This is a genomic window from Rhodococcus sp. ACS1, assembly GCF_002300155.1.
GTDB classification, from domain to species: domain Bacteria; phylum Actinomycetota; class Actinomycetes; order Mycobacteriales; family Mycobacteriaceae; genus Rhodococcus_F; species Rhodococcus_F koreensis.
The window spans coordinates 1,423,988-1,450,915 of record NZ_NSDZ01000005.1 but is presented as its reverse complement, the minus strand read 5'-3'; the positions used below and the strand labels follow the sequence as shown (position 1 = coordinate 1,450,915).

Here is a 26,928-nt window from a genome sequence, read left to right as displayed (position 1 = left end):
AGCGGCGTGGCCGCATTCAGCCGATTCGGTCGTCGTGGCGCGGGGTGCGATCGGCGCCCAGATACCTCGACAGCACCGGCCCGATGACGGCGAGGGACTGCGGCTCGATCATGTCGTTGTGCCCGCAGTCCACCGGATACTCCGCGATCCGGCCGGTCACCAGCGGTCGCCACTCGTCCACCGACCGGGCGCGGGTGGTGCCGTCGTCTTCGCCGGTCGCGGGGAAGATCAGCAGGTCGCCGTCGTAGACCTGCGGCTCGAACCGATGGACGAGTTCCCGCGAATTCTCGTATCCGGCGTTGATCCGCTCGAGGTGTTCTCCGCGCAGCCCGGAGTCGCTACCCCACGATTCGTTGAGCAGTTGCGCTGCGCGTTCGTACGTGACTTCGGCGTCGGTGGCGACGACGAGGCCCAGCCCGCGGAGCAGATCCCGCATGTCGAGTTTCCCGAACAGCGGGTCCTCGCCGTTGTCGGGATAGCTGTCCATGACGGCGAGGGTCGCGACGTTTTCGCCTGCCCGCTGGAGTTCGACGGCCATCGCGTGGGCGATGACCCCGCCCAGCGACCAGCCGAGCAGGTCGTACGGTCCCTCCGGCTGAATGGCCTTCATCTCCTCGACGTACCGGTGCGCGAGTTGCTCGATCGACCGGTACTCGCCGTCCCCGCTGATCGTGGGCAATTGCAGACCGTACGCGCGGCGGTCGGCGGGCAGATACCGGACGAGGCCCGCATACCCCCAGGACAGCCCGATTCCCGGGTGGACGCAGAACAGCGGTCGTCCGGTGCCTTCGGTGCGCAGCGGAATCACCACCGCCAGCGCCTCCGTCACTGCGCCCTCCGCCGACGGCAGTGCGATCCTGCGGGCGAGGCCGGACGGTGTGGGATCGAGGAACATCCACTGCAACGGGATCTTCCGGTCGAGTCGCTCCTGCAAGGCGGCGACCGCCTTCGTGGCCAGCAGAGAGTTGCCGCTCCTCTCGAAGAAGTTGTCGTCGGCCCCGACCCGGTCCACACCGAGCACCTCGGCGAACACGTCCACGACCGCCGCCTCGAGGTCGGTGGCGGGCGGCCGGAAGCGGGTGCCCGACAGGAACTCGGGAGCGGGCAGCGCGGCGCGATCCAGCTTGCCCACCGGCGTCAACGGGATCCGGTCGAGCACGACGATCGCGGCGGGCACCATGTGGGACGGCAGCCGCTCGGCGACGAGGCGGGACAGTTCCGCGGTGTCGACGTCCGCGCCGCCGACCGGCCGCACATAGGAGACCAGGAGCGGTTCCCCGGCCGGCCCGTCCCGGCCGATCGTGACGGCGAACCCGACGTCGGGGTGGGTGGTGAGTGCGGCGTCGATCTCGCCGGGCTCGATGCGGAACCCGCGGATCTTCACCTGGAAATCGCTGCGCCCGACGTACTCGAGGGTGCCGTCGCGGCGCCACCGCACCACGTCGCCCGTGCGGTACATCCGGTCGCCGGGGGCGCCCCAGGGGACGGCCACGAAACGGGACGCCGTCAGGCCGGACCGGCGGTGATACCCGGAGGCCAGGGCGCGGCCCGAGACGTACAGCTCACCGACCACACCGACCGGCACCGGGCGCAGCCGGGAATCGAGCACGACCTCCGCGACGCCGCGGGTGGGTGCGCCGAGTGTGATCGGGTCGCCCGGCACCAGCGGGTCGCTGATGTTCGACATGATCGTCGTCTCGGTCGGCCCGTAGGCGTTGAACATCCGGCGGCCCGGCGCCCACCGGGCGACGAGTTCGGGTGGGCAGGCCTCACCAGCCACGACCAGAGTCCGCAGCGACTCGAAGCCCAGCGGGTCCATCGACGCCAGCGCGGTCGGGGTGACGAATCCGTGAGACACCCGCTCGTCGCTCAGCAGCGCGGCCAGTTCGGTGCCGCCGTAGATCGTGGGCGGTGCGATCACCAGCGTCGCACCCGCGCAGAACGCCATGACGAGTTCGAAGACGGATGCGTCGAAACTCGGCGACGCGAAGTGCAGCACCCGCGAGCCTCGGGTGACGGCGAGGCGGTCCCGCTCCTCCGCGGCGAGGTTCGCCAGGCCGCGGTGCGTGACGGCCACACCCTTGGGGACGCCTGTGGATCCGGACGTGTAGATGAGATACGCGGGATGCGATTCGTGCAGCGGCGCGGTCCGGTCCGCGTCGGTGACCGGGCCGGGCGACTGCGTCCTGATCCGGTCGGCATCCCGGACGTCGTCGAGCACGATCCAGGTCACGGCGGCGGGCAGCCGATCTCGGTGTTCCCGGACCGTCACCCCCGACACGGCACCCGAGTCGGTGAGCATGTGCTCGATCCGGTCGAGCGGATACCCGGGGTCGACCGGCAGGAACGCGGCGCCCGTGCGGGCGACGGCCCACACCGACAGCACCGATTCGATCGACCTCGACAGGCTCAGCGCGACAGTGGTTCCCGGACCGGCACCCGACTCGATCAGGCGGCGCGCCAGCCGGTTCGAGGTTTCGTCGAGTTCGCGGTACGTGATCGCCCGGCCCCGGTACGACAGCGCGTCGGCGTCCGGGTCGAGTCGGACCGCGGCCGTCAGCAGGTCCGGCAGCAGGACGTTCGGTGCGTCGGGTGCTCCGCGCGCCGGGGTGAGCGCCGCGACCTCGTCGGTGCCGAGGATCTCGATGTCGCCGACCGGAATTCCGGGTTGGGCGGTGACGGAGTCGAGGATGCGCACGAACCGTTCCGCGAAACCCAGCACCGTGTCGGCGTCGAACAGATCGGTCGCGTAGTCGATCGCCCCCGTCATGCCGGCCGGGGTGCCGTCGGTGTCGAATCGCTCGTCGAGGATGACCTCGAGGTCCACCTTGACGACGGCGAGGTCGGGATCGAGTCCCTCGACGCTCAGCCCGGGCAACCGCAGCGCGGGATTCTCGGTGTTCTGGAATTCGAGCGACACCTGGAAGAGCGGCGAGTGGGCGGTCGAGCGCACCGGGCCGACGGCGTCCACCACCCGTTCGAAGGGCAGGTCGGCGTGCGCGAAGGCACCGAGATCGGCGTCGCGGACCTGCGCGAGGAGGTCGCGGAACGGCTGCCCCGCCTCGATCGCGGTGCGCAGGGCCAGCGTGCCGACGAACATGCCGACGAGGTCGTCGAGCGCCGCCTCGCCGCGGCCGGCGATCGGGGTGCCGATCGCCACGTCGCCCGTGCCGCCGAGCCGCCCGAGAAGGACGGCGAGTGCGGCGTGCACGATCATGAACTCGGTGGACCGGTGCTCGCGCGCCGCCGCCCGGATCCGCTCGTGCAGCCCCGCGTCGATCGTGAAGCCCACCCGGTCGCCGTGGAACGACTGTTGTGCGGGACGTCGGCGGTCGGTGGGCAGTTCGAGGAGTTCCGGCAGCCCGGCCAGCGCGGACTCCCAGTAGGACAGCTGCCGCGAGATCAGCGACTCGGGGTCGTCCTCCGAACCCAGCAGCCTGCGCTGCCACAGTGTGTAGTCGGCGTACTGGACCGGTAGCGGCGTCCACGCGGGAACGCGACCGTGGGCGCGGGATTCGTACGCGACCATCACATCCCGCACCAGCGGTGCCATCGAGAAGCCGTCGGCCGAGATGTGGTGCACCACGACGGCGAGCACATGGGTCCTGGTGTCGAGGGAGACCGTGTCGAGAGAGACGGTGTCGAGGGAGAACAGGGCGATGCGCAGTGGGACGGCGGCGGCGACGTCGAAGCCGGCCGACACCAGCCGGGTGAGTTCCTCCCGGAGCCGGCCGTCGTCCGCGACCGCGGTCGGCGGAGCCATCGGCGCCGCCGGCGGGAGGATCTCCTGCACCGGTTCGCCGTCACGGAGCGGGAATCGGGTGCGCAGCGACTCGTGCCTGGTCACGACATCCGTGACCGCCAGCCTCAGCGCATCCACGTCGAGGTCGCCGGTAAGCCGCACCACCATCGGAATGTTGTAGGCGGGCGAACTCGTGTCGAACTGGTTGATGAACCACATGCGCTGCTGCGCGTAGGACAGCGGGATGCGGGCGGGGCGGTCCCCGGCGGTCAGGGTGGGACGGCCGGACGGACCCGCTCCCGCATGCTCGATGCGCGCGGCGAACGCCTCCACCGTGGGCGCCTCGAACAACGCCCGCACGCCGATGTCGGTGTCGAGCGCGGCGCGCAGGCGGGCGACGGCGCGGGTGGCGCTCAGCGAGTTGCCGCCGAGATCGAAGAATCCCGCATCCGCGCTCACCCGGTCCAGTCCGAGTACCTCCGCGAAGACGCCGGCCACCGTCTCCTGCACCGGGTCGGCCGGTGCCCGGTATTCGGCGGTGCCGACGTCGAATTCGGGGGTGGGCAGGGCCTTGCGGTCGAACTTGCCGACGGCGTTCAGCGGGATCTCGTCCAGCACGGTGATCGACGACGGAATCATGTGGGCGGGCAGTCTGCTCGCGAGACCGCGGGTGAGGTCGCCGGTGTCGAGGGTGTGCCCGGGGGCGGGTACGACGTAGGACGCGAGGAGCGTGTCGCCGGCCGGGCCGAGGTAGGCGACCGTGACCGCGAACCGGACGCCGGGGACCGCCGCGAGTGTCGTGTCGATCTCGCCGAGTTCGATGCGGAACCCGCGGACCTTGACCTGGAAATCGCTGCGGCCCAGGTATTCGATGGTGAGTCCGGGGGTCCAGCGCACGACGTCGCCGGTGCGGTACATCCGCTCACCGGGCCGGCACGGGTCGGCCACGAACCGGGTGGCGGTGAGCCCGGGGCGGCGGTGGTAGCCGCGCGCCAGTCCCGCGCCTGCGAGGTACAACTCCCCCGGAACCCCGGCCGGGACCGGCTGCAACCGGGAATTCAGCACCAGTTCCGTGACACCGCGGATCGGTCCGCCGATGGTGATGCGCTCCCCCGGGGTCTGGGGATCGCTGATGTTGGACATGATGGTGGTCTCGGTCGGCCCGTACGCGTTGTACAACCGGCGTCCCGGCGCCCACCGGGACACGAGTTCGGGTGGGCAGGCCTCGCCGCCGACCGCGACGTCCGCGAACAGATCCAGCCCCGCGGGGTCGAGGGATGCGAGCGCCGCGGTGGTGACGAACGCGTGCGTGACCCGCCGGTCGCGGATCAGCTGGGCGAGTTCGTCGCCGCCGAACACGGTGGGCGGCGCGATCACCATCGTCGCCGCGGCACCGAACGCCTGCAGGTATTCGAACACGGATCCGTCGAAGCTCGGGGTCGAGAAGTGCAGCGTCCGGGACTCCGAGTCCGCCCCGAAACGGGCGAGTTGGTCTTTGGCGAAGTTGTCCAGGCCGCGGTGCGTCACGGTGACGCCCTTCGGCATTCCGGTCGAGCCCGACGTGTAGACGACGTACGCGGCGGAGTCGAGAGTGACCGGTGCCGTGCGGTCGCCGTCGTCGACCGGTGCCGCGGAACCGGCCGCGCACTCGGCGCCGAACTCGGGATCGTCGAGGACGAGCCAGCGCGTGCTCCCGGCCAGCCGGGCACGATGCTCGGACGTCGTCAGTCCGAGAGCGCATTCCGAGTCGGTGAGCATGTGCGCGATGCGTTCGTCGGGATAGTTCGGGTCGACGGGCACGAACACGGCCCCGGCCTTGGCCACCGCCCACACGCACAGCACCGACTCGATCGAACGCGGAACACCCACGGCCACCGACATTTCCGGACCGAGACCGCGGCCGATCAGAACGCGAGCGAGCCGGGTGGACCGCTCGTCCAGCTCCCGGTACGACACCTCGACGTCGCCGGACGACAGGGCGACCGCATCCGGGTCGACCGCGGCGGCGTCGGTGAAGATCTGCGCGAGTGTGCGGACGGACGCGGCCGGGCCACCGCGGACCGGTACCAGTTCCTCGCGTTCCCGCTCGGTGAGCAGCGACAACCGGGCCAGTGGCACGTCGGGTCCGGCGCAGGCGTCGAGCACCCGCACCACCCGGTCGGCGATGTCCTCGACCTCTCCGGGGGCGAACAGGTCGGGGATGTACTCGAACTTCAGGTGCAGGCTCGCCGCCGCCGACGCGACGAGGCTCAGCGGGTAGTGGGCGGCGTCGCGGGCGTCGACGCCGGTGACGCGGAGCCCGGCGATGTCGGTGTCTTCCGACAGCCCGGCCCGGTCCACCGGGTACGACTCGAACACGGTGAGGGTGTCGAACCCGACGCCGGGGCCCGCGGCGTCCCGGATCTCGGCGAGACCCGTGTAGTGGTGGTCGAGCATCGCCGCCTGCTCGGCCTGCACCCGCTCCAGCAACGCGCCGAGCATCTCGTCCGGGCGAAGCGTGACCCGCACCGGCACGGTGTTGATGAACAGCCCGACCATCGTCTCGATGCCGGCGAGTTCCGGCGGCCTGCCGGACACGGTGGCACCGAACACGACGTCGTCGCGTCCGGTGAGCATTCCCAGCACGATGCCCCACGCCGTCTGCAGAATGCTGTTGAGCGTGAGCCCGCGGGTGCGCGCGGATTCGCGCAGCCGGTCGGTCCGGTCCTCGTCGAGGTCGAACACCCATTCCCGCGACACGGTCGACAGTTGCCGCGCCCGGTCCGCGGGGATCAGCAGCGTCGGTTCCTCGACCCCGTCCAGAGTGTCCGCCCAGGCCCGCGCGGACATGCCCCTGTCGCGCCCGCTCATCCACGCCAGGTAGTCGCGGTAATCCCGCACGCGGGGCAGTGGCGAGGGGTCGGCGTCCGTGGCGTACAGCGTGAGCAGTTCCCGGATCATCAGCGGCATCGACCAGCCGTCGAGCAGGATGTGGTGGTTCGTCGACACCAGTCGGCAGTGGCCGCCCGCCGTCCACACCAGCAGGAACCGGATCAGCGGTGCGGTGGCCATGTCGAAGGGGGTGGTCCGGTCGGCGGCCAGCAGTCGCTCGATCTCGGCTTCCGCCGCGTCCGCGTCCAGTCCGCTCACGTCGATCTCCCGCCAGGGCGCGGCAACCCGGCCCGAGACGACCTGCACGGCCCCGCCGTCGGCGTCGTGGCAGAACGCGCTGCGAAGGTTCGGGTGACGGTCGAGGAGCGCGCCTGCGGCCCGGCGCAACCGTGCCGCGTCGACGTCGCCGGCGAGGTCCAGAATCAGCTGGACGAGGTAGGCGTCCACCGACTCGTCGGCCAGTTCGGCGTGGAACAGCATGCCCGCCTGCAACGGCGACAACGGCCAGACGTCGGTCATCGCCGGGTACCGGCGTTCGAGGTCGTCGATCGCGCTCTGGCCGAGTCGGACGAGGTTCAGGTCGGACGGGGTGAAGCCGCCGCCACCCGACCTTGTGTGCTCGGACAGGGCCTCCAGCGCCCGCACCCACAGTCGCGCGAGTTCGCCGACGTCCTCCGCCGCGATCACCCTGACGGGGAACGACCACGTCGCGGTGAGTACGGGGCCGGCGGCGGTGTCGGTGGTTCTGGCGTTCACGTCGACGACGGCCGCCGCGGGCAACCCGGAGTGCGCGGCGGCGGCGAGTCCCGCGTCGGAGACCGGCATCCAGTCGCCGCCGGGGGCGGTGCCCGCCCCGAGCCTGCCGAGGTAGTTGAAACTCACCTGCGGACTCGCCTGCGCCGACAGTTCCCGGGCCGTGTCGTCGTCGAGGTACCGGAGAAGCCCGAACCCGATGCCGTGGTCGGGGATCGAGTGCAGCCGCTCCTTCACCGCCTTGACCGCATCGCCGCCGGCGGGGCCCGATGCGAACGCCTCCTCGACGTCCACACCGTCGAGGTCGAGGCCCACCGGGAAGATCGTGGTGAACCAGCCGACCGTGCGGGCCAGATCGGCGCCGGGGACCACGTGTTCCTCACGACCGTGCCCTTCGAGATTCACGAGCGCTGCGGAAGACTCGATCCCACGGCGCCGGCGCCACCGGACGAGCGCCAACGCCAGCGCCGTCAGCAACCCGTCTGCCACGTTCCCGTGGAACGCCTGCGGGAGCGACGTCAACAGCGTCTCCGTGACGGCGACGGGAAGCTGGACCTCGACGTCGGAGGTCTGGACGTCGGCCGGGGTCAGCGGCCGCGACCCCAGCGGCGGGTCGGGGGTGTCGAGCATCTGCCGCCACAGGCCGAGTTCGGCTGTGCGAGATGGTTCCTGCGCCACGTCGGTTAGTGCGTGCGCCCAGGTGCGCATCGACGTTCCGGTGGCGGGCAGGGCGGTTGCCTCACCGGACAGCACCCGGGCGCAGGCGAGGGCGAGATCGGGGACGAGGATGCGCCACGACACGCCGTCGACCACCACGTGATGGGCGACGATCAGCAACCGTCCCGCCGTGGCGGGTTCCTCGGTGCTCGCGAACCACACCGCCTGTACCATCACGCCCGACTCGGGGTCCAAGCGGCCTGCGGCGGCGTCCAATTCGCGGGACGCGGCGTCGGTGAACGAGTCCGCGGCGCCGAGCGGCACCGTGCGCACCACGTCGGCCGCCCGTACCCACCCGGGCGGCGCGGTCGCCATCGTCCAGTTGGGCTGCGCCGCCGTCCAACCGACCCGGTCGCTGCGGTACAGGCGGGCGCGCAGCATGTCGTGCCGGTCCAGGACGGCCTGCATCGCCGCCGTCAGCGTGTCCTGGTCCAGTTCGGCGGGGGTCGTGAACAGCGCCGCCTGCGAGTACCGCCGGAAGTCGCCGTCCCGGCCCAGCATCCAGCGCACGATCGGGGTCAGCGGGAACTCGCCGACACCGCCGCCGGGCAACTCTTCGAGGGTGATCGTCTCCTCCCCCGACGTGGCGACTTCCGCGAGCGCGGCAACCGTCTTGCGTTCGAACACGTCCCGCGGGGTGATCACCACCCCGGACGCCTTCGCCCGGGTGACCAGCTGGATCGACATGATCGAGTCGCCGCCGACCGCGAAGAACGAATCGTCGACGCCCACCGTGTCGAGGCCGAGGACCTCGGCGAACAGGCCGGCGAGGATCCGTTCCGTCTCCGTCGCCGGTGCGCGGCCGAGCGACACCTGCCGGCCGTAGTCCGGTTCGGGCAGCGCCCGGCGGTCGAGTTTGCCGTTCACGGTGAGGGGCAGGGCGTCGAGCACCACCACGGCGGCGGGCACCATGTGCGCCGCCAGCCGGCCCCCGACCGTGTCGACGATCCCGGCGGGGTCCAGCACCCGGCCCGCCTCGGGCACCACGTAGCCCACCAGGCGCTCGTTCCGCGCCAGCACCACCGACTGCGCCACACCGTCGCAGGCGAGGAGCGCCGATTCCACCTCGCCGAGTTCGATGCGGAACCCCTTGACCTGCACCTGGAAGTCGTTGCGGCCCAGATAGTCCAGCTGCCCGTCTCTGTTCCACCGGCCGAGGTCGCCGGACCGGTACATCCGGGATCCGGGTGTGTACGGGTCGGCCACGAACCGCGTCGACGTGAGCGTGCACCGGCCCAGGTATCCGCGGGACACCTGCGCGCCGGACACGTAGAGTTCCCCGACCACGCCCGGCGGCACCGGGTGCAGGCGGGAGTCGAGCACGTGCACGCGCAGTCCGGGCAGGGCCCGGCCGATCACGGACGCCGACGCGGACTCGGCGAGTTCCCCGTTCAGCGGCAGGTGGCTGACGTGCACGGTGGTTTCGGTGATGCCGTACATGTTCACGAGCGCCGGGACGGTGTCTCCGTGTCGCGTGTACCAGCGGGTGAGCTGCCCCAGGTCGAGTGCCTCGCCGCCGAACACCACGACGCGGAGCGCCAGTTCGGTGCCGCCGGACACCCGGTCCGCCTCGGCGAGTTGGTAGAAGGCGGTGGGGGTCTGATTCAGGACGGTGACGTTCTCGTCCCGCAGCAATCGCAGGAACGCGTCGGGTGAGCGGGTGGTGAAGTAGTCGACCACCACCAGCCTGCCGCCGTGGAGCAGCGCACCCCACAACTCCCAGACGGAGAAGTCGAATGCCGCCGAGTGGAACATGGTCCACACGTCGGCGGCGTCGAAACGGAACAGCGGCTGCGTGTGCGCGAACAGGGTGGCGACGTTGCGGTGCGACACCTGAACGCCTTTCGGCTGTCCCGTCGAGCCGGAGGTGTAGATGACGTACGCCACCGCGTCGGGGTGCAGGGGTCCCCGCCGGTCCTGGTCGGTCACCGGCAGCGGCGACGTGCGGCCCAGTTCGGCCACCGTCTCCGGGCCGTCGACGAGGACGACCGGGACGCCGCTCGCGCGGACCGCGCCGGATTCGGCCACAGTGGTCAGCACGCATACCGGCCGGGCGTCGGCGAACACGAACGCGAGTCGCTCCGCCGGATACGTGACGTCGACCGGTACGTAGCCGGCCCCCGACTTCACCACCGCGAGCAGCGCTACCACCAGGTCCACCGACCGTGCGGCGGCGACGGCCACCAGGGTCTCGGGGCCCGCGCCGCGCGCGATCAGCAACCGCGCCAGGCGATTCGCCCGGGTGTCCAGTTCTTCGTACGTGAGCGACGCGCCCTCGCAGACGACAGCGGTCGCGTCGCGGGACCGCTCCGCGGCCCGCTCGAAGAGTTCCACCAGCGTCGCGTGCGCCCCGATCGGTTCGGCGAGCGCGGGCAGCACCGACTCCCGCTCCGCCGGGTCCAGGATGTCGATGTCCCCCACCGGGAGCGCCCCGGCCGCGGCGATCGATTCGAGCACCCGCAGGAACCGTTCCCCGAACCGCGTCACCGTGTCGCGGTCGAGCACGTCCGTCGCGAACCGCAGCCCGGCGGCGAGTCCGGCGGGTGCGCCGTCCTCGTCGACCTGCTCGGCGACGCTCAGTTCCAGGTCGAACTTCGCGACACGAAGATCCACGTCGAGCGAGTCGACGGTGAGTCCCGGCAGCTCGAGGTGGGTGCCCTCCGCGTTCCGGAATTCGATGAGGACCTGGAACAGCGGGGTGTGCGACGTGGACCGCTCGGGGGCGAGGTGGTCGACGAGCCGCTCGAACGGGATGTCCGCGTGCTCGAACGCCCCGAGATCCACGGCCCGGACCGCGGTCAGGACCTCACCGAACGACGCCCGCGGGTCCACCACCGTCCGCAGGACGAGCGTGTTGACGAACATGCCGACCACGTCGTCGAGTACCGCCTGCCCGCGGCCGGCGACCGGCGTTCCCATCGTGACGTCGCCGGTGCCCGACAACCGCGACAGCAGCACGGCGAACGCCGCGTGCACGGCCATGAACAGCGTCGAATTGTGCTGGGCCGCGATCGTGTTCAGCGCCCGGTGCATCCGCGCCGGCACGTCGAACTCGACGACGTCCCCGCGATACGACCGCTGGGCGGGGCGCGGCCGGTCGACCGGGATCTGCAGCACCTCGGGTGCACCGGACAGCGTGTCCGCCCAGTAGCCCAGTTGCCTGGACATCACCGAGTCGGGATCGTCCACCGCGCCGAGGACGTCCCGCTGCCACACGCTGTAGTCGGCGTACTGCACCGCCAGCGGCGTCCAGCCGGGTGTCTCCCCCACGGTCCGGGCGGTGTACGCGAGCATGACGTCGCGGGCCAGCGGCATCATCGAGAACCCGTCGGCGGCGATGTGGTGCACGACGATGGCGAGGACGTGCTGCTCGGGATCCAATTCGAACAGCCGTGCGCGGAAGGGGATCTCGTCGCTCACGTCGAAACCCGTCCCGACCAGTGCCGCGACGGCGTCCCGCAGCGCACGGTCACCGGACACGGGCACCGGGTCGAGGCCGGGGGTCGCCGGCCCGGGATCGACGATCACCTGGTGCGGTCCGTCGACCGACCCGGGGAACACGGTGCGCAGCGACTCGTGCCGCTCCACGACGTCGCCGACCGCCGCGTGCAGGGCGGGGCGGTCGAGGGCGCCGGTCAGCCGCAGGGCGATCGGGATGTTGTAGGCGGGCGAGGACGTGTCGAACTGGTTGACGAACCACATCCGCTGCTGCGCCAGCGACAGCGGTATCCGGTCGGGGCGCGGCCCGGCGGAGAGCGCCACCGACGGCGTCCTCGCCGACGCGGCCGAATCGATCCGGACCGCCAGATCGGCCACCACGGGCGCATCGAACAGGATGGCCACCCCGATCCCGGCGTCGAGGGCGGAGTTGATGCGCGCGACGGCCCGGGTGGCGCTGAGCGAGTCGCCGCCGAGGTCGAAGAAGCTGTCGTCCGCACCGACGCGCGGGGCGCCGAGCACCTCGGCGAACACGTCCGCGACGGCCTCCTCGACCGGAGTGGTGGGTGCCCGGTAACCGAGGGTCGCCGTTACGAATTCCGGCGCGGGCAGCGCCTTCCGGTCCAGTTTGCCGACCGGGGTCAGCGGGATCTCGTCGAGAACCACCACGGCCGCGGGCACCATGTACTTCGGCAGGATGCGGCCCGCGAACGCGAGCACGTCCGGCGCCGCCACCTCCTCGCCGTCGTGCGGCAGGACGTACGACACGAGCGCCGTGTCGCCCAGCGGCCCCGGCCTGCCGAGGGTCGCGGCGAAGTCGAGGTGCGGGTGGGTGGTGAGCACGGAATCGATCTCCCCCAGTTCCACACGCTGACCGCGGATCTTCACCTGGAAGTCGCTGCGCCCGAGGTACTCGAGGGTGTGGTCGCGACGCCACCGCACGACGTCGCCCGTGCGGTACATCCGGCCACGGCCGTAGGGGTTGGCGACGAACCGCTCCGCGGTGAGCGCCGCGCGCCGGTGGTACCCGCGGGCCAGAGCCGTTCCCGCGATGTACAACTCGCCGGGCACCCCGGCCGGGACGGGCTGCAGCCGGGCGTCGAGGACGGACAGTGCGATGCCGCGGACGGGGCTCCCGATCGTGACCGGTTCTCCCGGCGCCATCGGTGCGCTGAAGGTGGTGAGGACGGTCGCCTCGGTGGGGCCGTAGCCGTTGAACATCGCCCGGTCCGCGCCCCACGTGACCACCAGTTCGTGGCCGACGGCGTCGCCGGCCACGACGAGCGCCTCGAGGTGCTCGATGCCGTCGCGCTCCACGGTGGCCAGGACGGCCGGGGTGATGCAGGCGTGGGTGACCCGTTCGCGGCGCAGCAGGTCCGCGAGTTCCGCACCGCCGTAGACGTCGGGAGGCGCGATCACCAGCGTCGCTCCCGCCGCGCACGACTGGACGAGTTCGAGGATGGCCACGTCGAAACTGGGTGAACAGATGTGCAGGCACCGGGAGTCCGGCGACACGGTGTAGTGCTCGGTCTGCTCGGTGAGCAGGTTCGCCAGACCGCGGTGGGTGACGACGACACCCTTCGGCCTGCCGGTGGACCCGGACGTGTAGATCGCGTAGGCGGCGTGGTCGACGTCGAGCACCGACCGGCGGTCCAGGTCGGTGACGCGGGCCGGGGAGGCGGCGGACCAGGTGCGCTCGAAGTCCGGATCGTCCAGCACCAGCCACGGCACGGAGCCGGGCAGCCGGTGCCGGTGCGCCGACGTCGTCACCCCCAGTGCCGCACCGGAATCGGCCAGCATGTTCTCGATGCGATCGGCGGGATAGGTCGGGTCGACGGGCACGAACGCGGCTCCGGTCTTGGCGACCGCCCACACCGCGGGCACCGATTCCGGTGATCGGGGCAGCCCGAGCGCCACGAACGTCTCCGGCCCTGCACCCTGTTCGATCAGCACGCGGGCCAGCGCGCTCGACCGCTCGTCGAGTTCCCGGTAGCTCGTCCCCTGTCCGTCGAAGACGAACGCGGACGCGTCCGGCCGGTTCCCGGCAGAGGCCGTGAGAAGCTCGGGCAGCGTCCTCGGCGGCCCGGCGGGGGCGCCGCACACCGCGGTGTACTCCTCGAGTTCGGCCTCCGACAAAAGCGTCAGGTGCGCGAGCGGGGTGTCGATATCGGACAGCAGGATCTGCACGACACGTGCGACGCGGGCTGCCACCGACTCCGCGAACTCGCTGCCGAAGACGTTCGGCTGGTACCGCAGTCGCAGGTGCAGTGCCGTGTCGACGTGCGCCATCAGGGTGAACGGATAGTGGGTGGAGTCGATCCCCTCGATCGCGGCGACGTGCATGCCGCCGATGTCGGTGTCTTCCGACAGCCCCATGCGGTCCACCGGATACGACTCGAACACGGTGAGTGTGTCGAACGCGGCGCCCTCCCCGACGGCGCGCTGGATCTCGGTGAGTCCCAGGTAGTGGTGATCGAGCAGGGCCGATTGTTCGCGTTGGAAGCGCTGCAGCAGTTCGGCGAGCGTCTCCTCCCTGCGCAGGCGCAGCCGGACGGGCACCGTGTTGATGAACAGCCCGACCATCGACTCGATCCCCGCGACCGCCGGTGGGCGGCCGGACACGGTGGCGCCGAACGTCACGTCTTCCCGGGTGCCGAGCGTGGTCAGCACCAGCCCCCACGCCACCTGGACGAGGGTGTTCATCGTCAGCCCGCGCTCGCGTGCGAGGGACTCGAGCGCGCGGGTCTTCTCCTCGCCCACCTCGAGGCGCACGTCCTCGGGTTCGGCGAAGGACTGTTCGCCGTGCGCCGCGGGCGCCACGAACGTCGGCTCGTCCGCGCCGGCGAGGGCGGACACCCAGGCGGCCGTGGACCGTTCGTGGTCCTGTCTGCCGATCCACTGCAGGTAGTCGCGGTAGGGCGTGACGCGGGGCAGGGCGGTCGCGTCGCCGTCCGTGGCGTACAGGACGAGCAGGTCCTTGATCACCAGCGGGGTCGACCAGCCGTCGAGGAGGATGTGGTGATGGGTGAGCACCAGCCGGTACCGGTTGGGTGCGGTGCGCAGCAACGTGAATCGGAGCAGCGGGGCCTCGGACATCTCGAACGGGACGGCACGGTCGGCGGCGAGGAACGCGCTGTCGTCGAGGTCTGAGAGATCGACGTCGGTCCACGGCGCGGTCGCCGAATCGAGTACCACCTGCACCGGTCCGTTGCCGGTGTCGGCGAACGCCACGCGGAGATTCGCGTGCCGGTCGAGCAGGCCCTGCGCGGCACGGCGCAGCCTCGCCGGGTCGACGGTGCCGCGCAGGTCGAGGACCAACTGCACCTGATAGGCGTCGAGGCGATGCTCGGACAGCTGGGCGTGGAACAGCAGACCCGCCTGCAGCGGGGACAGCGGCCAGATGTCGGCGAGGTCCGGGTAGGTGCGCCCCAGCCGGTCGATGTCGGTCTGCCCGACGGACACCAGGTCGAGGTCGGACGGGGTCAACCCGCCCGCGCCGGGCCGGTTCGCGTACTCGGCGAGTGCTGTGAGCGCCCGCACCCACAGCGCGGAGAGCTCCTCCACGTCCTCGGCGGCGAGCACACCGGTGGGGTACGACCACGTCGCCGTCAGCACTGGCGCCCCGTCGCGGACCGTGGTCGCGGCGTTGATATCCACGACCCAAGCGGCGGGCATCTCGTGGTTCTGGGTTCCGCCGAGGTCCCCGCTGTCCGCGACCGGCAGCCAGGGCACGTCGCCTGCGCTCGTCGCCACCCGGCCGAGGTAGTTGAAACTCAGCTGCGGCGGCCGGAATCGGCGCAGTCCCGCGGAGTCGCTGGGGTCCAGGTACCGCAGCATGCCGTACCCGATGCCGTGATCGGGAATGGCGAGGAGTTGTTCCTTGACGGCCTTGATCGCGGCCCCGGCCGCGTCGTCGGCGGTCGCGGCCCCGGCCGCGTCGTCGGCGGTCGCGGCCCCGGCCGCGTCGTCGGCGGCGAGTGCGGCTTCGACGTCGATGCCGGTGAGGTCGAGTCGCACGGGGAACAGTGTGGTGAACCATCCGACGGTGCGGGACAGGTCGGCGCCCGGCACGACGTGGTCCTCGCGGCCGTGGCCCTCGAGGTTGATCAGCACGTCGGCCGTGTCGACCCCGCGGTGCCGCCGCCACCGGATCATCGCCAGTGCGAGGGCGGTGAGCAGGCCGTCGCCGACGGCGCCGTGGAACGCGGCGGGAAGGGTGGTGAGGAGTGCGTCGGTGACGCCGGTGGGCACGTCGACGACGACGCGGCCCGTCGTGGCGTCGACGTCGACGTCCGGATTCAGCGGCCGGGAGCCGAGAAGCGGATCGGGGCCGTCCAGGATCGACTGCCACAGTGCGCCTTCGGCGCGCCGGGACCGCACGGCATCGGTGAGCCCGTGCGACCATCGCCGCATCGACGTCCCGACCGCCGGCAGTGCGGCGGGCAGACCCTCGGCTACGTGGGAATGGGCGGCCGCGAGATCCGCGATCAGGATCCGCCAGGACACGCCGTCGACGACGAGATGATGCGCGACCAGCAGCAGACGCCCCTGCCCGTCCGGGCCGTCGAACCAGAGCACCTGCACCATGCTGGCCGCGGCCGGGTCCAGCCGGTCGGCCGCCGCGTTCAATTCCACTCTCGCCACCGCAGCGAAGTCGCCGGTGTCGAACGACGTCACGGGCACGCGGTGGATCAGCGCGTCGGCGCGCACCGATCCGGTCGGCAGCACCGTCATCGCCCACCGCCCCGCCTCGTCGGCGGCGAGTCGCGCGCGGAGCATGTCGTGGCGGTCCAGCACGGCGTCGACGGCGGCGGCGAGATCCTCGCGGGTGAGGCCGCGTGGTGCGGTGACCGGCACAGACTGGGAGAACCGCTCCAGCCTGCCGCCGCTGCGGTCGAGCATCCACGCGACGACGGGGGTCAGCGGCACCGGGCCGACTCCGCCGCCGGGCAGTTCCTCCAGCACCACGGCATCAGCGCGTTCGTGGTGGGCCACCTCGGCGAGACCGGCGACGGTCCGGCGCTCGAACACGTCCCGCGGGGAGAGGATCAGTCCCGCGGCCTTCGCGCGGGCCACCAGCTGGATCGACATGATGCTGTCGCCGCCCAGCGCGAAGAACGAGTCGTCCACGCCCACCGAGGCGAGTCCCAGCACATCCCGGAACAGGCCGGCGAGCAGCGCCTCCGTCTCGGTGCGCGGCGGCCGGCTGTCGGTGACGGTGACACCGAAGTCTGGTTCCGGCAACGCCTTCCGGTCGATCTTGCCGTGCACCGTCACCGGGAGCGCCGCGATCACCAGAACGGCGGCGGGCACCATGTACGACGCGAGCCGCGTGCCCGCGAACTGCAGGACCTCGCCTGGATCGACGGCCGCGCCGGGTTCGGGGACGACGTACCCGATCAGCCGGTCGCCGGACCGTTTGTCCCGCCGCACGTCGGCGACTGCCGCCGCCACGTTCTCGTGGGCGAGCAGCGCCGACTCCACCTCGCCGAGTTCGATTCGGAATCCGCGGATCTTCACCTGGAAGTCGGTGCGCCCGAGGTAGTCGAGTTGCCCGTCCGCCGTCCAGCTCACTAGGTCGCCGGTCCGGTACATCCGGCTGCCCGGCGGCCCGAACGGGTTGGCCACGAAGCGTTCCGCGGTGAGGGCGTGCCGGCCGTGATAGCCGCGGGCGAGCGCGGGGCCCGCGAGGTACAGCTCCCCGGCCACGCCTGCCGGCACCGGATGCAGTCGCTGATCGAGGACGGTCTCGGTGAACCCGAGCGTCGGCGCGCCGATCGTGACCGGCTCGCCCGGCGCCAGCGGCGTGCTGATGCTCGACACGACCGTCGCCTCGGTCGGACCGTACGCGTCGAACATGGCCCGGCCCGGCGCCCACCGTGCCACCAGTTCCGGCGGGCAGGCCTCGCCGCCGGTCACCACGCACTGCACGCTCTCGAGGCCGGCGGGATCGACCGAGGCGAGCGCCGCCGGCGTGACGAAGCAGTGCGTGACCCGCTCGCGCCGCAGCAGGTCCGCCAGGTCGTCGCCGCCGTAGACGGACGGGGACGCGATCACCATCGTCGCGCCCGGTCCGACCGCCAGCATCAGCTCGAGCACCGAGGCGTCGAAGCTCGGCGACGCGAAGTGCAGGGTCCGGGACCCCGTGGTCGTGCCGAACGTGCCCTGCTCCGTCGCAGCGAAATTCGCCAGCCCGCGGTGTGTGGTCACCACACCTTTCGGTGTGCCGGTCGATCCCGACGTGTAGATCACATACGCGGGGTGGTCGACGTGCAGGGCCGACGAGCGGTCGGTGTCGGTCACCGCCGTCGCCGGGAACAGCGACAGCTCGGCGTCGGTCCCGGGGTCGCCCAGCACCAGCCACGGGATCGACGCCGGCAGGGCGGACCGCACCGCGGCCGTGGTGAGACCGGTGACGGCGCCCGAATCGCCGAGCATGTACTCGATGCGCTCGGCCGGATGGTTCGGGTCGACCGGCAGGAACGCGGCCCCGGTCTTGGTCACCGACCAGACGGCGAGGACGGATTCGATGGACCGCGGCAAGGCCAGCGCCACCACCTGTTCCGGGCCGATGCCCCGCCCGATCAGGAGCCGGGCGAGCCGGTCCGACCGCTCGTCGAGGTCCCGGTAGGACACCCGGCGTCCGTCGAAGACCAGTGCCGCGACATCCGGGTCCACGGCGGCAGCGGCCGTCAGCAACTGCGGCAGCGTCCGCGCCGGCACGCCGGGCCCCCCGCTCACCGGCGTCAGTGCGGCCCGCTCGCCGGCGCCGAGGACGTCGACGTCGCCGACCGGGACGTCCGGCGAGTCGGTGACGGCGCCGAGGATCCGGACCAGCCGCTCGGCAAACACGGCCACCGTGTCCTCGTCGAAGATGTCGGTGGCGTAGCCCAGCGCCGCGCTGATCCCCGCGGGACGACCGTCGGCGTCGACGTTCTCCCGCAGGGTCAGCTGGAGGTCGAAGTTGATCGTGTCGAACTCGAGCTCGAGGGGTTCGACGTGGAGGCCGGGCAGTTCCAGCTCGGGGCGCTCGGTGTTCTGGAATTCGAGCATGACCTGGAACAGCGGTGAGTACTCCGTCGAACGGGAGGGACGCAGACTCTCCACGACGCGTTCGAACGGCACGTCCGCGTGCGTGAACGCCCCGAGGTCGGCCTCACGGACCTGCGCGAGCAGTTCGGCGAACGTGCGGGCGCCGTCGACGGGGGTGCGGAGCACGAGGGTGTTCACGAACATCCCGACCAGGTCGTCGAGTTCGGCCTCGCCGCGGCCCGCGATGGGTGTGCCCACGGCGACGTCGTCCGACGCGCTCAGCCGCGACAGCAGGACCGCCAGCGCGGCGTGCAGCGCCATGAACACGGTCGACCCGTGCCTGCGCGCGACCTGCACGACACCCTGGTGGAGATCCGGGCCGATCCCGAACTCGACGCGGCCCGCGCCGAGGGTGCGGGCGGCCTGGCGGGGCCGGTCCGTGGGCAGTTCCAGCACGTCGGGGATGTCGGCGAGCGCCGCCGTCCAGTAATGGAGTTGGCGGGCGAGCGGCGACTCCTCGTCGTGTTCGTCGCCGAGCCGGTCCCGTTGCCAGAGTGTGTAATCCGCGTACTGGACGGGCAGAGGAGTCCAGTCGGGTGCGGCGCCGCGGGCGCGGGCCGTGTACGCCGACAGGACGTCGCGGGCGAGCGGGACCATCGAGAAGCCGTCCGCCGCGATGTGATGCACCACCACGGCCAGCACGTGCTCGTGCTCGCCTGCCGCGAACAGCCGGGCCCGCAGCGGCGCCTCCGTGGTCACGTCGAATCCCGCGGAGAGCAGGCGGTGGAGTTCCGCGCCGACGTCCGACGGCGCGACGGGGTGAGGTGTGAGATCGGGCGCCACGGTCTCCGGCGGCAGGATCACCTGCCGTGGGCCGGCGTCGGTGAGCGGGAAGACGGTGCGGAGGGATTCGTGACGTTCGACGACGTCGGTGACGGCCGCCTGCAGCGCAGTCACGTCGAGCGTGCCGGTGAGGCGGAGTGCGATCGCGACGTTGTATGCCGCACTGGCCGTGTCGAACTGGTTGGCGAACCACATACGCTGCTGCGCCAGCGAGACGGGGACCTCCCGCGACGGATCCCGCGGGGCGGGCGCAGGCCGGGATTCCGCCCGGGATTCCCCAGCCTCGGCGCGGGCGGCCAGCCCGGCGACGGTCGGGGCGTCGAACACGTCCCGCACGCCCAGACGGTCGCCGACTGCCGCGTTGACGCGGGCGACGAGCCGGGTCGCGGTCAGCGAGTTTCCGCCGAGCGCGAAGAAGCTGTCGTTCGCCCCCACCCGGACGATGCCGAGGAGGTCGGCGAACACGGCGGCGACGATCTCCTCCACCGGGTTGCGTGGGGCGACGAATCCCACCGTCGCCGTGCCGAAGTCGGCGTCCGGCAGCGACTTCCGGTCGAGCTTGCCGTTGACCGTCAGGGGCAGGGCGTCGATCACCACCACCGCCGCCGGCACCATGTACGACGGCACGCTCGCCCCGACCGCGGCGAGAACCGCCGCCGCGTCGACGTCGGCGCCCGCCTCCGGGACCACGTAGCCCACCAGCCGGTCGCCGTCCCGCTCGTCGCCGCGCACCACGACCACCGACTGCGCCACCCCGGCGCACGCGCCGAGGGCGGCCTCCACCTCGCCGAGTTCCACCCGGAATCCGCGCAGCTGCACCTGGAAGTCGCTGCGCCCCACATACTCGAGCCGCCCGCCCGCACCCCACTTCACGACGTCGCCCGACCGGTACATGCGCGTCCCGGCCCGGCGGTGGTCGAACGGGTCGGCGACGAACCGCGTCGCGGTCAGCCCCTGCCGCCCGATGTAGCCGCGGGTCACCTGGTCTCCGGACACGTACAGCTCTCCCACCACCCCGGGGGGTACCGGATGCAGCCGGCCGTCGAGGACGTAGACGCGCAGTCCGGGGAGTCCGCCGCCGATCACCGAGCCGGGTACGGAGGCCGCCAGCGCCCGGTCGAGGGCGAGGTAGCTGACGTGCACGGTGGTCTCGGTGATGCCGTACATGTTCACCAGCACGGGGGCGCGGTCGTCGTGCCGGGTGTACCACCGCTCCAGTTGCCCGACGTCGAGGGCTTCGCCACCGAAGATCACGTGCCGCAACGACAGTGGCGTTGCGTCGCCGTCCTCGACGGCGCTCGCTGCACGATCGGCCTCCGTCAGCTGATAGAACGCGGTCGGCGTCTGGTTCAGCACCGTCACCCGTTCCCGGCGGAGCAGTTCGAGGAACGTGTCCGGCGACCGCGCGGTGAAGTAGTCGACCAGCACCAGCCGGCCGCCGTGGACGAGCGCACCCCACAGTTCCCAGACGGAGAAGTCGAAAGCGTACGAGTGGAACAGCGTCCACACGTCGGACGAGTCGAACCCGAAAAGCTTTCGGGTGTTGGCGAGCAGGGTGACGACACACCGATGCGACACCTGGACGCCCTTCGGCCGCCCCGTCGATCCCGACGTGAAGATGACGTACGCGACGGCGTCGGCCCACAGCGGCTGCAACCGGTCCGAGTCGGTGACCGGCAGCCCGGACAGTTCGGCCACCGCACCCACCGTGTCCGGATCGTCGATCGCCACCACCGGAATTCCGGCCGGCGCCAGCGACGCGAATTCCGCGCTCACCACGGCGCACACGGGTCGCGCGTCCTCGAACATCGCTGCCACCCGCTCGGCGGGATAGCTGGTGTCGACCGGCACGTACCCGCCACCGGCGGCGAGCACCGCCAGCAACGTCACCACGAGGGCAGGTGTGCGATCGACCATCACCGCGACCAGCGACTCGGTTCCCACACCCTCGGCGATCAGCAACCGGGCCAACCGGTTCGCCCGCTCGTCCAGTTCGCCGTAGGTCAGCGTCTCGTCGCCGCACACGATCGCGGTGGCGTCCGGGGTCGCCGAGGCCACCCGCGCGAACAACTCGACCACGGTCTGCGCGTCGGCGGCGACACCCTCACGGTTCCAGCGGTCCAGCACCAGCTCGCGCTCGACCGCACCGAGAACCGGGATGTCCCCCACCACCACCGCCGGGTCGTCGACCACCGCCCGCAGCACCCGGACGAAGCGTTCCCCGAACCCCTCCACCGACGACCGGTCGAACACGTCCGTCGCGTACAGGAAGGCGGCGGACATCCCCGCGGCGGCGCCCTTCTCGTCGTGGTACTCGGCGAGCGACAGCTGGAGGTCGAATTTGGCAACCCCCGGGTCGACGTCGACCGCCTCCACGGTCAGGCCCGGCAGTTCGAGGTGGGCACGCACGGTGTTCTGGAATTCGAGCAGCACCTGGAACAGCGGCGAGTGGGACGTCGACCGGCCCGGAGCGAGCTCGTCGACGACGCTCTCGAACGGGACGTCCGTATGCCCGAACGCGCCCAGATCCGTGTCGCGGGCCCGGGCCAGCACGTCGGTGAACACGTCACCCGATTCCACCGGAGTCCGCAGCACCAGCGTGTTGACGAACATCCCGACGAGGTCGTCCAGCGCCGCCTCACCGCGACCCGCGATCGGGGTGCCGATGGCGACGTCACCCGACCCGGTCATCCTCGAGAGCAGCACGGCGAGCGCCGCGTGCATCACCATGAACAGCGTCGCGTTGTGTTCGCGTGCGAGGAGGAGCAGTTTCCGGTGCAGGCCGGCATCGATCGGGAACGCCGCGGTCGCACCCGCGAGCGAGCGGGTGACCGGCCGGTTCCGGTCGAGCGGGAGGGCACTGACCTCCGGGAGGTCGGCCAGCACATCGCGCCAGTACTGCAGTTGCCGGGACATGAGGCTGTCCGGGTCCTCGGCACTGCCGAGCAGTCGACGCTGCCACATGCTGAAGTCGGCGTACTGCACGGGCAGCGGTTCCCAGCTCGGCAGGGTCCCGGACCGGCGCGCCGAGTAGGCGACGATCAGGTCTCGGGCCAGCGGCGCGAGCGACGCCCCGTCGGCAGCGATGTGGTGCACCACGATCACGAGCACGTGCTCGTCCGGACCGGTCCACAACAGGGCCCCGCGCAGCGGGACCTTCGTGCTCACGTCGAACCCACCGGTGAGGAGCGTCCCGATCCGGTCGTGCAGCGACTCGTCGCCGTCGACGTGCGGGGTGAGGTCCGGGGCGACCTCCGCGGTGTCGACCACCACCTGGTAGGGGCCGTCCTCCGATGCCGGATACACGGTGCGCAACGACTCGTGCCGCTCGATCACGTCCCCGACCGCGGCCCGCAACGTGTCCGCGTCCAGAGGTCCGGTAAGGCGCACTGCCATCGGAATGTTGTACGCCGCCGACGACGTGTCGAACTGGTTGAGGAACCACATCCGCTGCTGCGCCAGCGACAACGGGATCCGATCGGGCCGATCCCCGACGGTCAGGGGCGGCCGGTCCACGAATTCGGTGCCTGCCCGGCGGACGTACGCCGCCAGCAGTTCGACGGTGGGCGCCTCGAACAACGCCCGCACCCCGACGTCCGATCCGAGTGCCGCGTTGACCCGGGCGATCACCCGCGTCGCGACGAGCGAGTTACCGCCGAGGTCGAAGAAGCTGTCGTCGACACTGATCCGTTCGACGCCGAGGACGTCGGTGAAGACCTCGGCGATCGACTCCTCGACCGGGTCGGCAGGCGCCTTGAACTCGGCGGCCGCGGACAGGAACCGCGGTTCCGGCAGCGCCGCGCGGTCCAGCTTCCCGACCGGGTTCAGCGGGATCTCGTCCAGCACCACGATCACCGAGGGAACCATGTACGCCGGCAACCGGTTCCGCACCTGCCGCAGTAGTTCCGACGTCACGATCGGCCTGCCCGGAGCCGGGACGACGTAGGACACCAGGACCGTGTCCCCGGACGGTCCCGGCCTGCCGATGGTGACGGCCAGTCGCACGTCCGGATGCGTCTGCAGCATCGCGTCGATCTCACCGAGCTCGATGCGGAACCCTCGGACCTTCACCTGGAAATCGCTGCGCCGCAGGTACTCGAGCGTGTGATCGGGCCGCCACCGCACCACGTCGCCGGTGCGGTACATCCGGCCCCGGCCGTACGGGTCGGCGACGAACCGCGCCGCGGTGAGACCCGGGCGGCGGTGATAGCCCCGCGCCAACCCGGCACCGGCGATGTACAGCTCACCCGGTACCCCGACGGGTACCGGATGGAGCCGGGCGTCGAGCACCATTTCCTCGACGCCCCGGAGCGGCCCACCCAGCGTGATGGGGTCACCGGGGGTCATCGGTGCGCTGATGTTCGCCATGATCGTGGTCTCGGTCGGACCGTACGCGTTGTGCAGCCGGCGGTCCGGCGCCCACCGGGCGACGAGGTCGGGCGGGCAGGCCTCGCCGCCCACGACCACGTCGAGGAAGTCGCCCAGCGAATCGGGCGGGATCGTTCCCAGCGCCGCGGTGGTGACGAAGCCGTGCGTGACGCGCTCCGACCGCAGCAGGTCGGCCAGTTCGGCGCCGCCGTACGCGGTCGGCGGCACCACCACCATGGTCGCGCCCACTCCGAAGGCCTGCAGGTACTCGAACACGGATGCGTCGAAGCTGGGGGTCGAGAAATGCAGCGTTCGAGACGATCTGGTGGCGCCGAACCGCTCCTGCTGATCGGCGGCGAAGTTGTCCAGCCCGCGGTGGGTGACGGTGACGCCCTTCGGCTGCCCCGTCGAACCGGACGTGTAGATCAGGTACGCGGCATTGTCGAGGTGCAGGGGCCGAATGCGGTCCGAGTCGGTCAGCGGATTGTCCGGGCGGACGGCGCACTCGGCTTGGAAGTCCGGATCGTCCAGCACGCACCACGGAATCGAATCGTGCAGGCGGCCACGCACCGACTGCTCCGTCAGACCGAGCACCACACCCGAATCGGCAAGCATGTAGTCGATCCGGTCGGCCGGGTAGTTCGGGTCCACCGGCACGAACGCCGCCCCCGTCTTCGCGACCGCCCAGACGGACGCCACCGACCGGAACGACCGCGGCAACGCCAGCGCGACGAACGATTCCGGTCCCACACCCTGGTCGATCAGCACGCGCGCGACCTGCGTCGACCACCGGTCCAGCTCGCGGTAGGACAATTCTTCGCCCTGCCGGGTCAGGGCCGTTGCTGCCGGATCCAGTGCCGCGGCATCGGCGAACAGGCCGGGCAGGGTGCGCTCTGACCGGGCAGGCAGGCCCCGGACCGGTGTCAACGCGGAACGTTCGGCCACGGACAGGATCTCGATGTCACCGACCGGAACGTCCGGATCGGCCGCCATCGCACCGAGGATGCGCAGGTACCGTTCGGCCGCCACCCGGATGGTGTGGGCGTCGAACAGGTCTGCGGCGAAACCGAATTCGACGGTGGCCCCGGCCAGTCCCCCCGACTCGCCGACCGCTTCCGTCACGGACACGCACAGGTCGAGGCCGGGGAATTCCGCATCCGGGGAGCCGGGGGGCCTGGTGTCGAGCAGCACCTGGACGATCGGTGCGTACGCCTCCGACACCGACACGCCGAGCTCCTGCACCAGACGGTCGAACGGAACCCCGGTGTGCGACAACGCCTCCGCGGCGACGTCTCGGACGTGGGCCAGGTAGTCGCGGCACGACACCTCGCCCGCGTACCGCGAACGCACCACCACGGTGTCCGTGCGGTCGCCCACGTCCACTGCCGTCCCGACGGCGATGTCGCTGCTCCCGGTGACCCGGCCGAGCAGGATCGACAGGGCGGTGAGGAACACCGTGCGGCCGGCGGTGCCCGCGTCTTCGGCCAGCGCGCCCACCCGGCGGTGCAACTCCGCAGACACCACCACGGTGACCCGGTCGCTCTCCGGCGACAGCCTGGCGGGCCGGCGCCGGTCGGTGGGCAACGGCAGGAGGTCGGGCAACCCATCCAGTCGCCGGCGCCAGTACTCGACTTCCCGGGCCTCGCCCAGCAACCGTTCCCCGATGCGGGCGCTTTCCTCGTGGATGTCGCCCACCCGGGACGCCGGGTTCGCGGTGGCCAGTTCCGCGAGCAACTCCACGAACTGCCGATGGTGTTCCCGCAGTTCGCCACGCTCGTAGCGGCTGGGGTTCGCACGGAAGTCGACGAAGATCCTGGTGGGCGTGCCGCTCTGGTACACGTTGATCAGCAGGTCCTCCACCGGACCCGAGGTGACGATGTGGAAATCGCCCACCAGCGAACCCAGCGCCACCTCCTGGCGGAACAACATGACGTTCACCATCGGCCCGTACAATTCCGTCGACGCGGTGTCGCCGGCGTCACGTCGGATGTCGTCGAGGCTGCACCGCTGGTGCCGCAGTGCCGCGACCAGCTCACGATGGACCTGCTCGATCAGGTCCGCGACGGTGTCCTCGGCCCGGACGCGGACGGGCATCGGGGCCACGTTGACGAGCATGCCGCCGGAATTGCGCAGCACCGCCGTCGTGCGCGCCGACACCGGGATGGTCACCAGCACATCGGTTCTGCCGGTGCGCCGCGCCAGGTAGCACGCCGCGGCCGCGATGATGGTCGCCGCCGACGGGCTGTCGCGGGAATCGAGAACGGCCACGACGTCGTTGGAGAGGACCGCACTCTCCACCGTGCTGGCGGCGGACACGTGTCCCACCGTCCGCGCCAATGTGGTGCCCTCGACCCCGGCGACCCGCTCCGCCCAGTACTCGCGGTCGGTCAGGAAACGGTCCGAGGCGCGGTACCGGCTGTCGATGTCGTACAACTGCCGCAAGCTGACCGCCCTGTTCGGATCCGGTTCGCGGCCCGCAACTTTCGCGGAGTACCGGTGCGCGATGCGGCGCAGCATCGTCATCGCACCGTAGCCGTCGAGGGCGACGTGGTGAATCCTGCTGTACCACAGGAAGTGCGCGTCCCCGGTCTGCAGGATCGACGTCTCCACCAGCCGGTCTGCGCTCAGGTCGATCGGCGTGACGTAGTCACGCTCCATCCATTCGTGCGCCGCCGACATCGGATCCTCTTCGGCGCGGAAGTCGACGTACGCGATCGACGTGTCCGTCCGATGGTCCACGTACTGCAGCGGGCGGCCGTCGACGTCGTAGACCTTGAGGAACGGCGATTCGAATTCGCGGGCCGCCTCCACTGTCTCCTGCCGCAACAGGTCCATGTCCAGCGCACCGCGGAACTCGACGTACTGGGCGATGAAGATCGGGACCCGCGGTTCCAGTTGCTGAGCGAACCACGTGGCCCGCTGCGCCGCCGACAGCGGAATCGGTTCACTGCCGCCCGGGGCGGAACCGTCCGATCGCTGTCCCGGGACGCGCAGGTCCGCGGGGCGGCGCGGATCCCCCGCCCCCGGAACGGGTCCTTCACCTTGTCCAGGGCACACTAGAACTCGACCTCGCCCCGCCCAACCAGGACGGACGCACTCTTTCGAGTATCCGCCCGCGCGGCGTTCCGGGTCCAGGGCACTGCGGGTCCAATGCCGCCGATGGA

Annotated in this window: 1 protein-coding gene; it reads right to left on the bottom strand. The window is 71.3% G+C overall.

Annotation, left to right across the window (positions count from 1 at the left end):
• Window positions 1–16 precede the first annotated feature (16 nt).
• Window positions 17–26,821 carry a non-ribosomal peptide synthase/polyketide synthase gene (locus tag CJ179_RS27305; RefSeq protein WP_095863430.1) on the bottom strand — a complete coding sequence of 8,935 codons (26,805 nt, stop codon included), beginning with the start codon at window positions 26,819–26,821 and terminating at the stop codon, window positions 17–19.
• Between the last annotated feature and the right edge of the window lie 107 nt (window positions 26,822–26,928).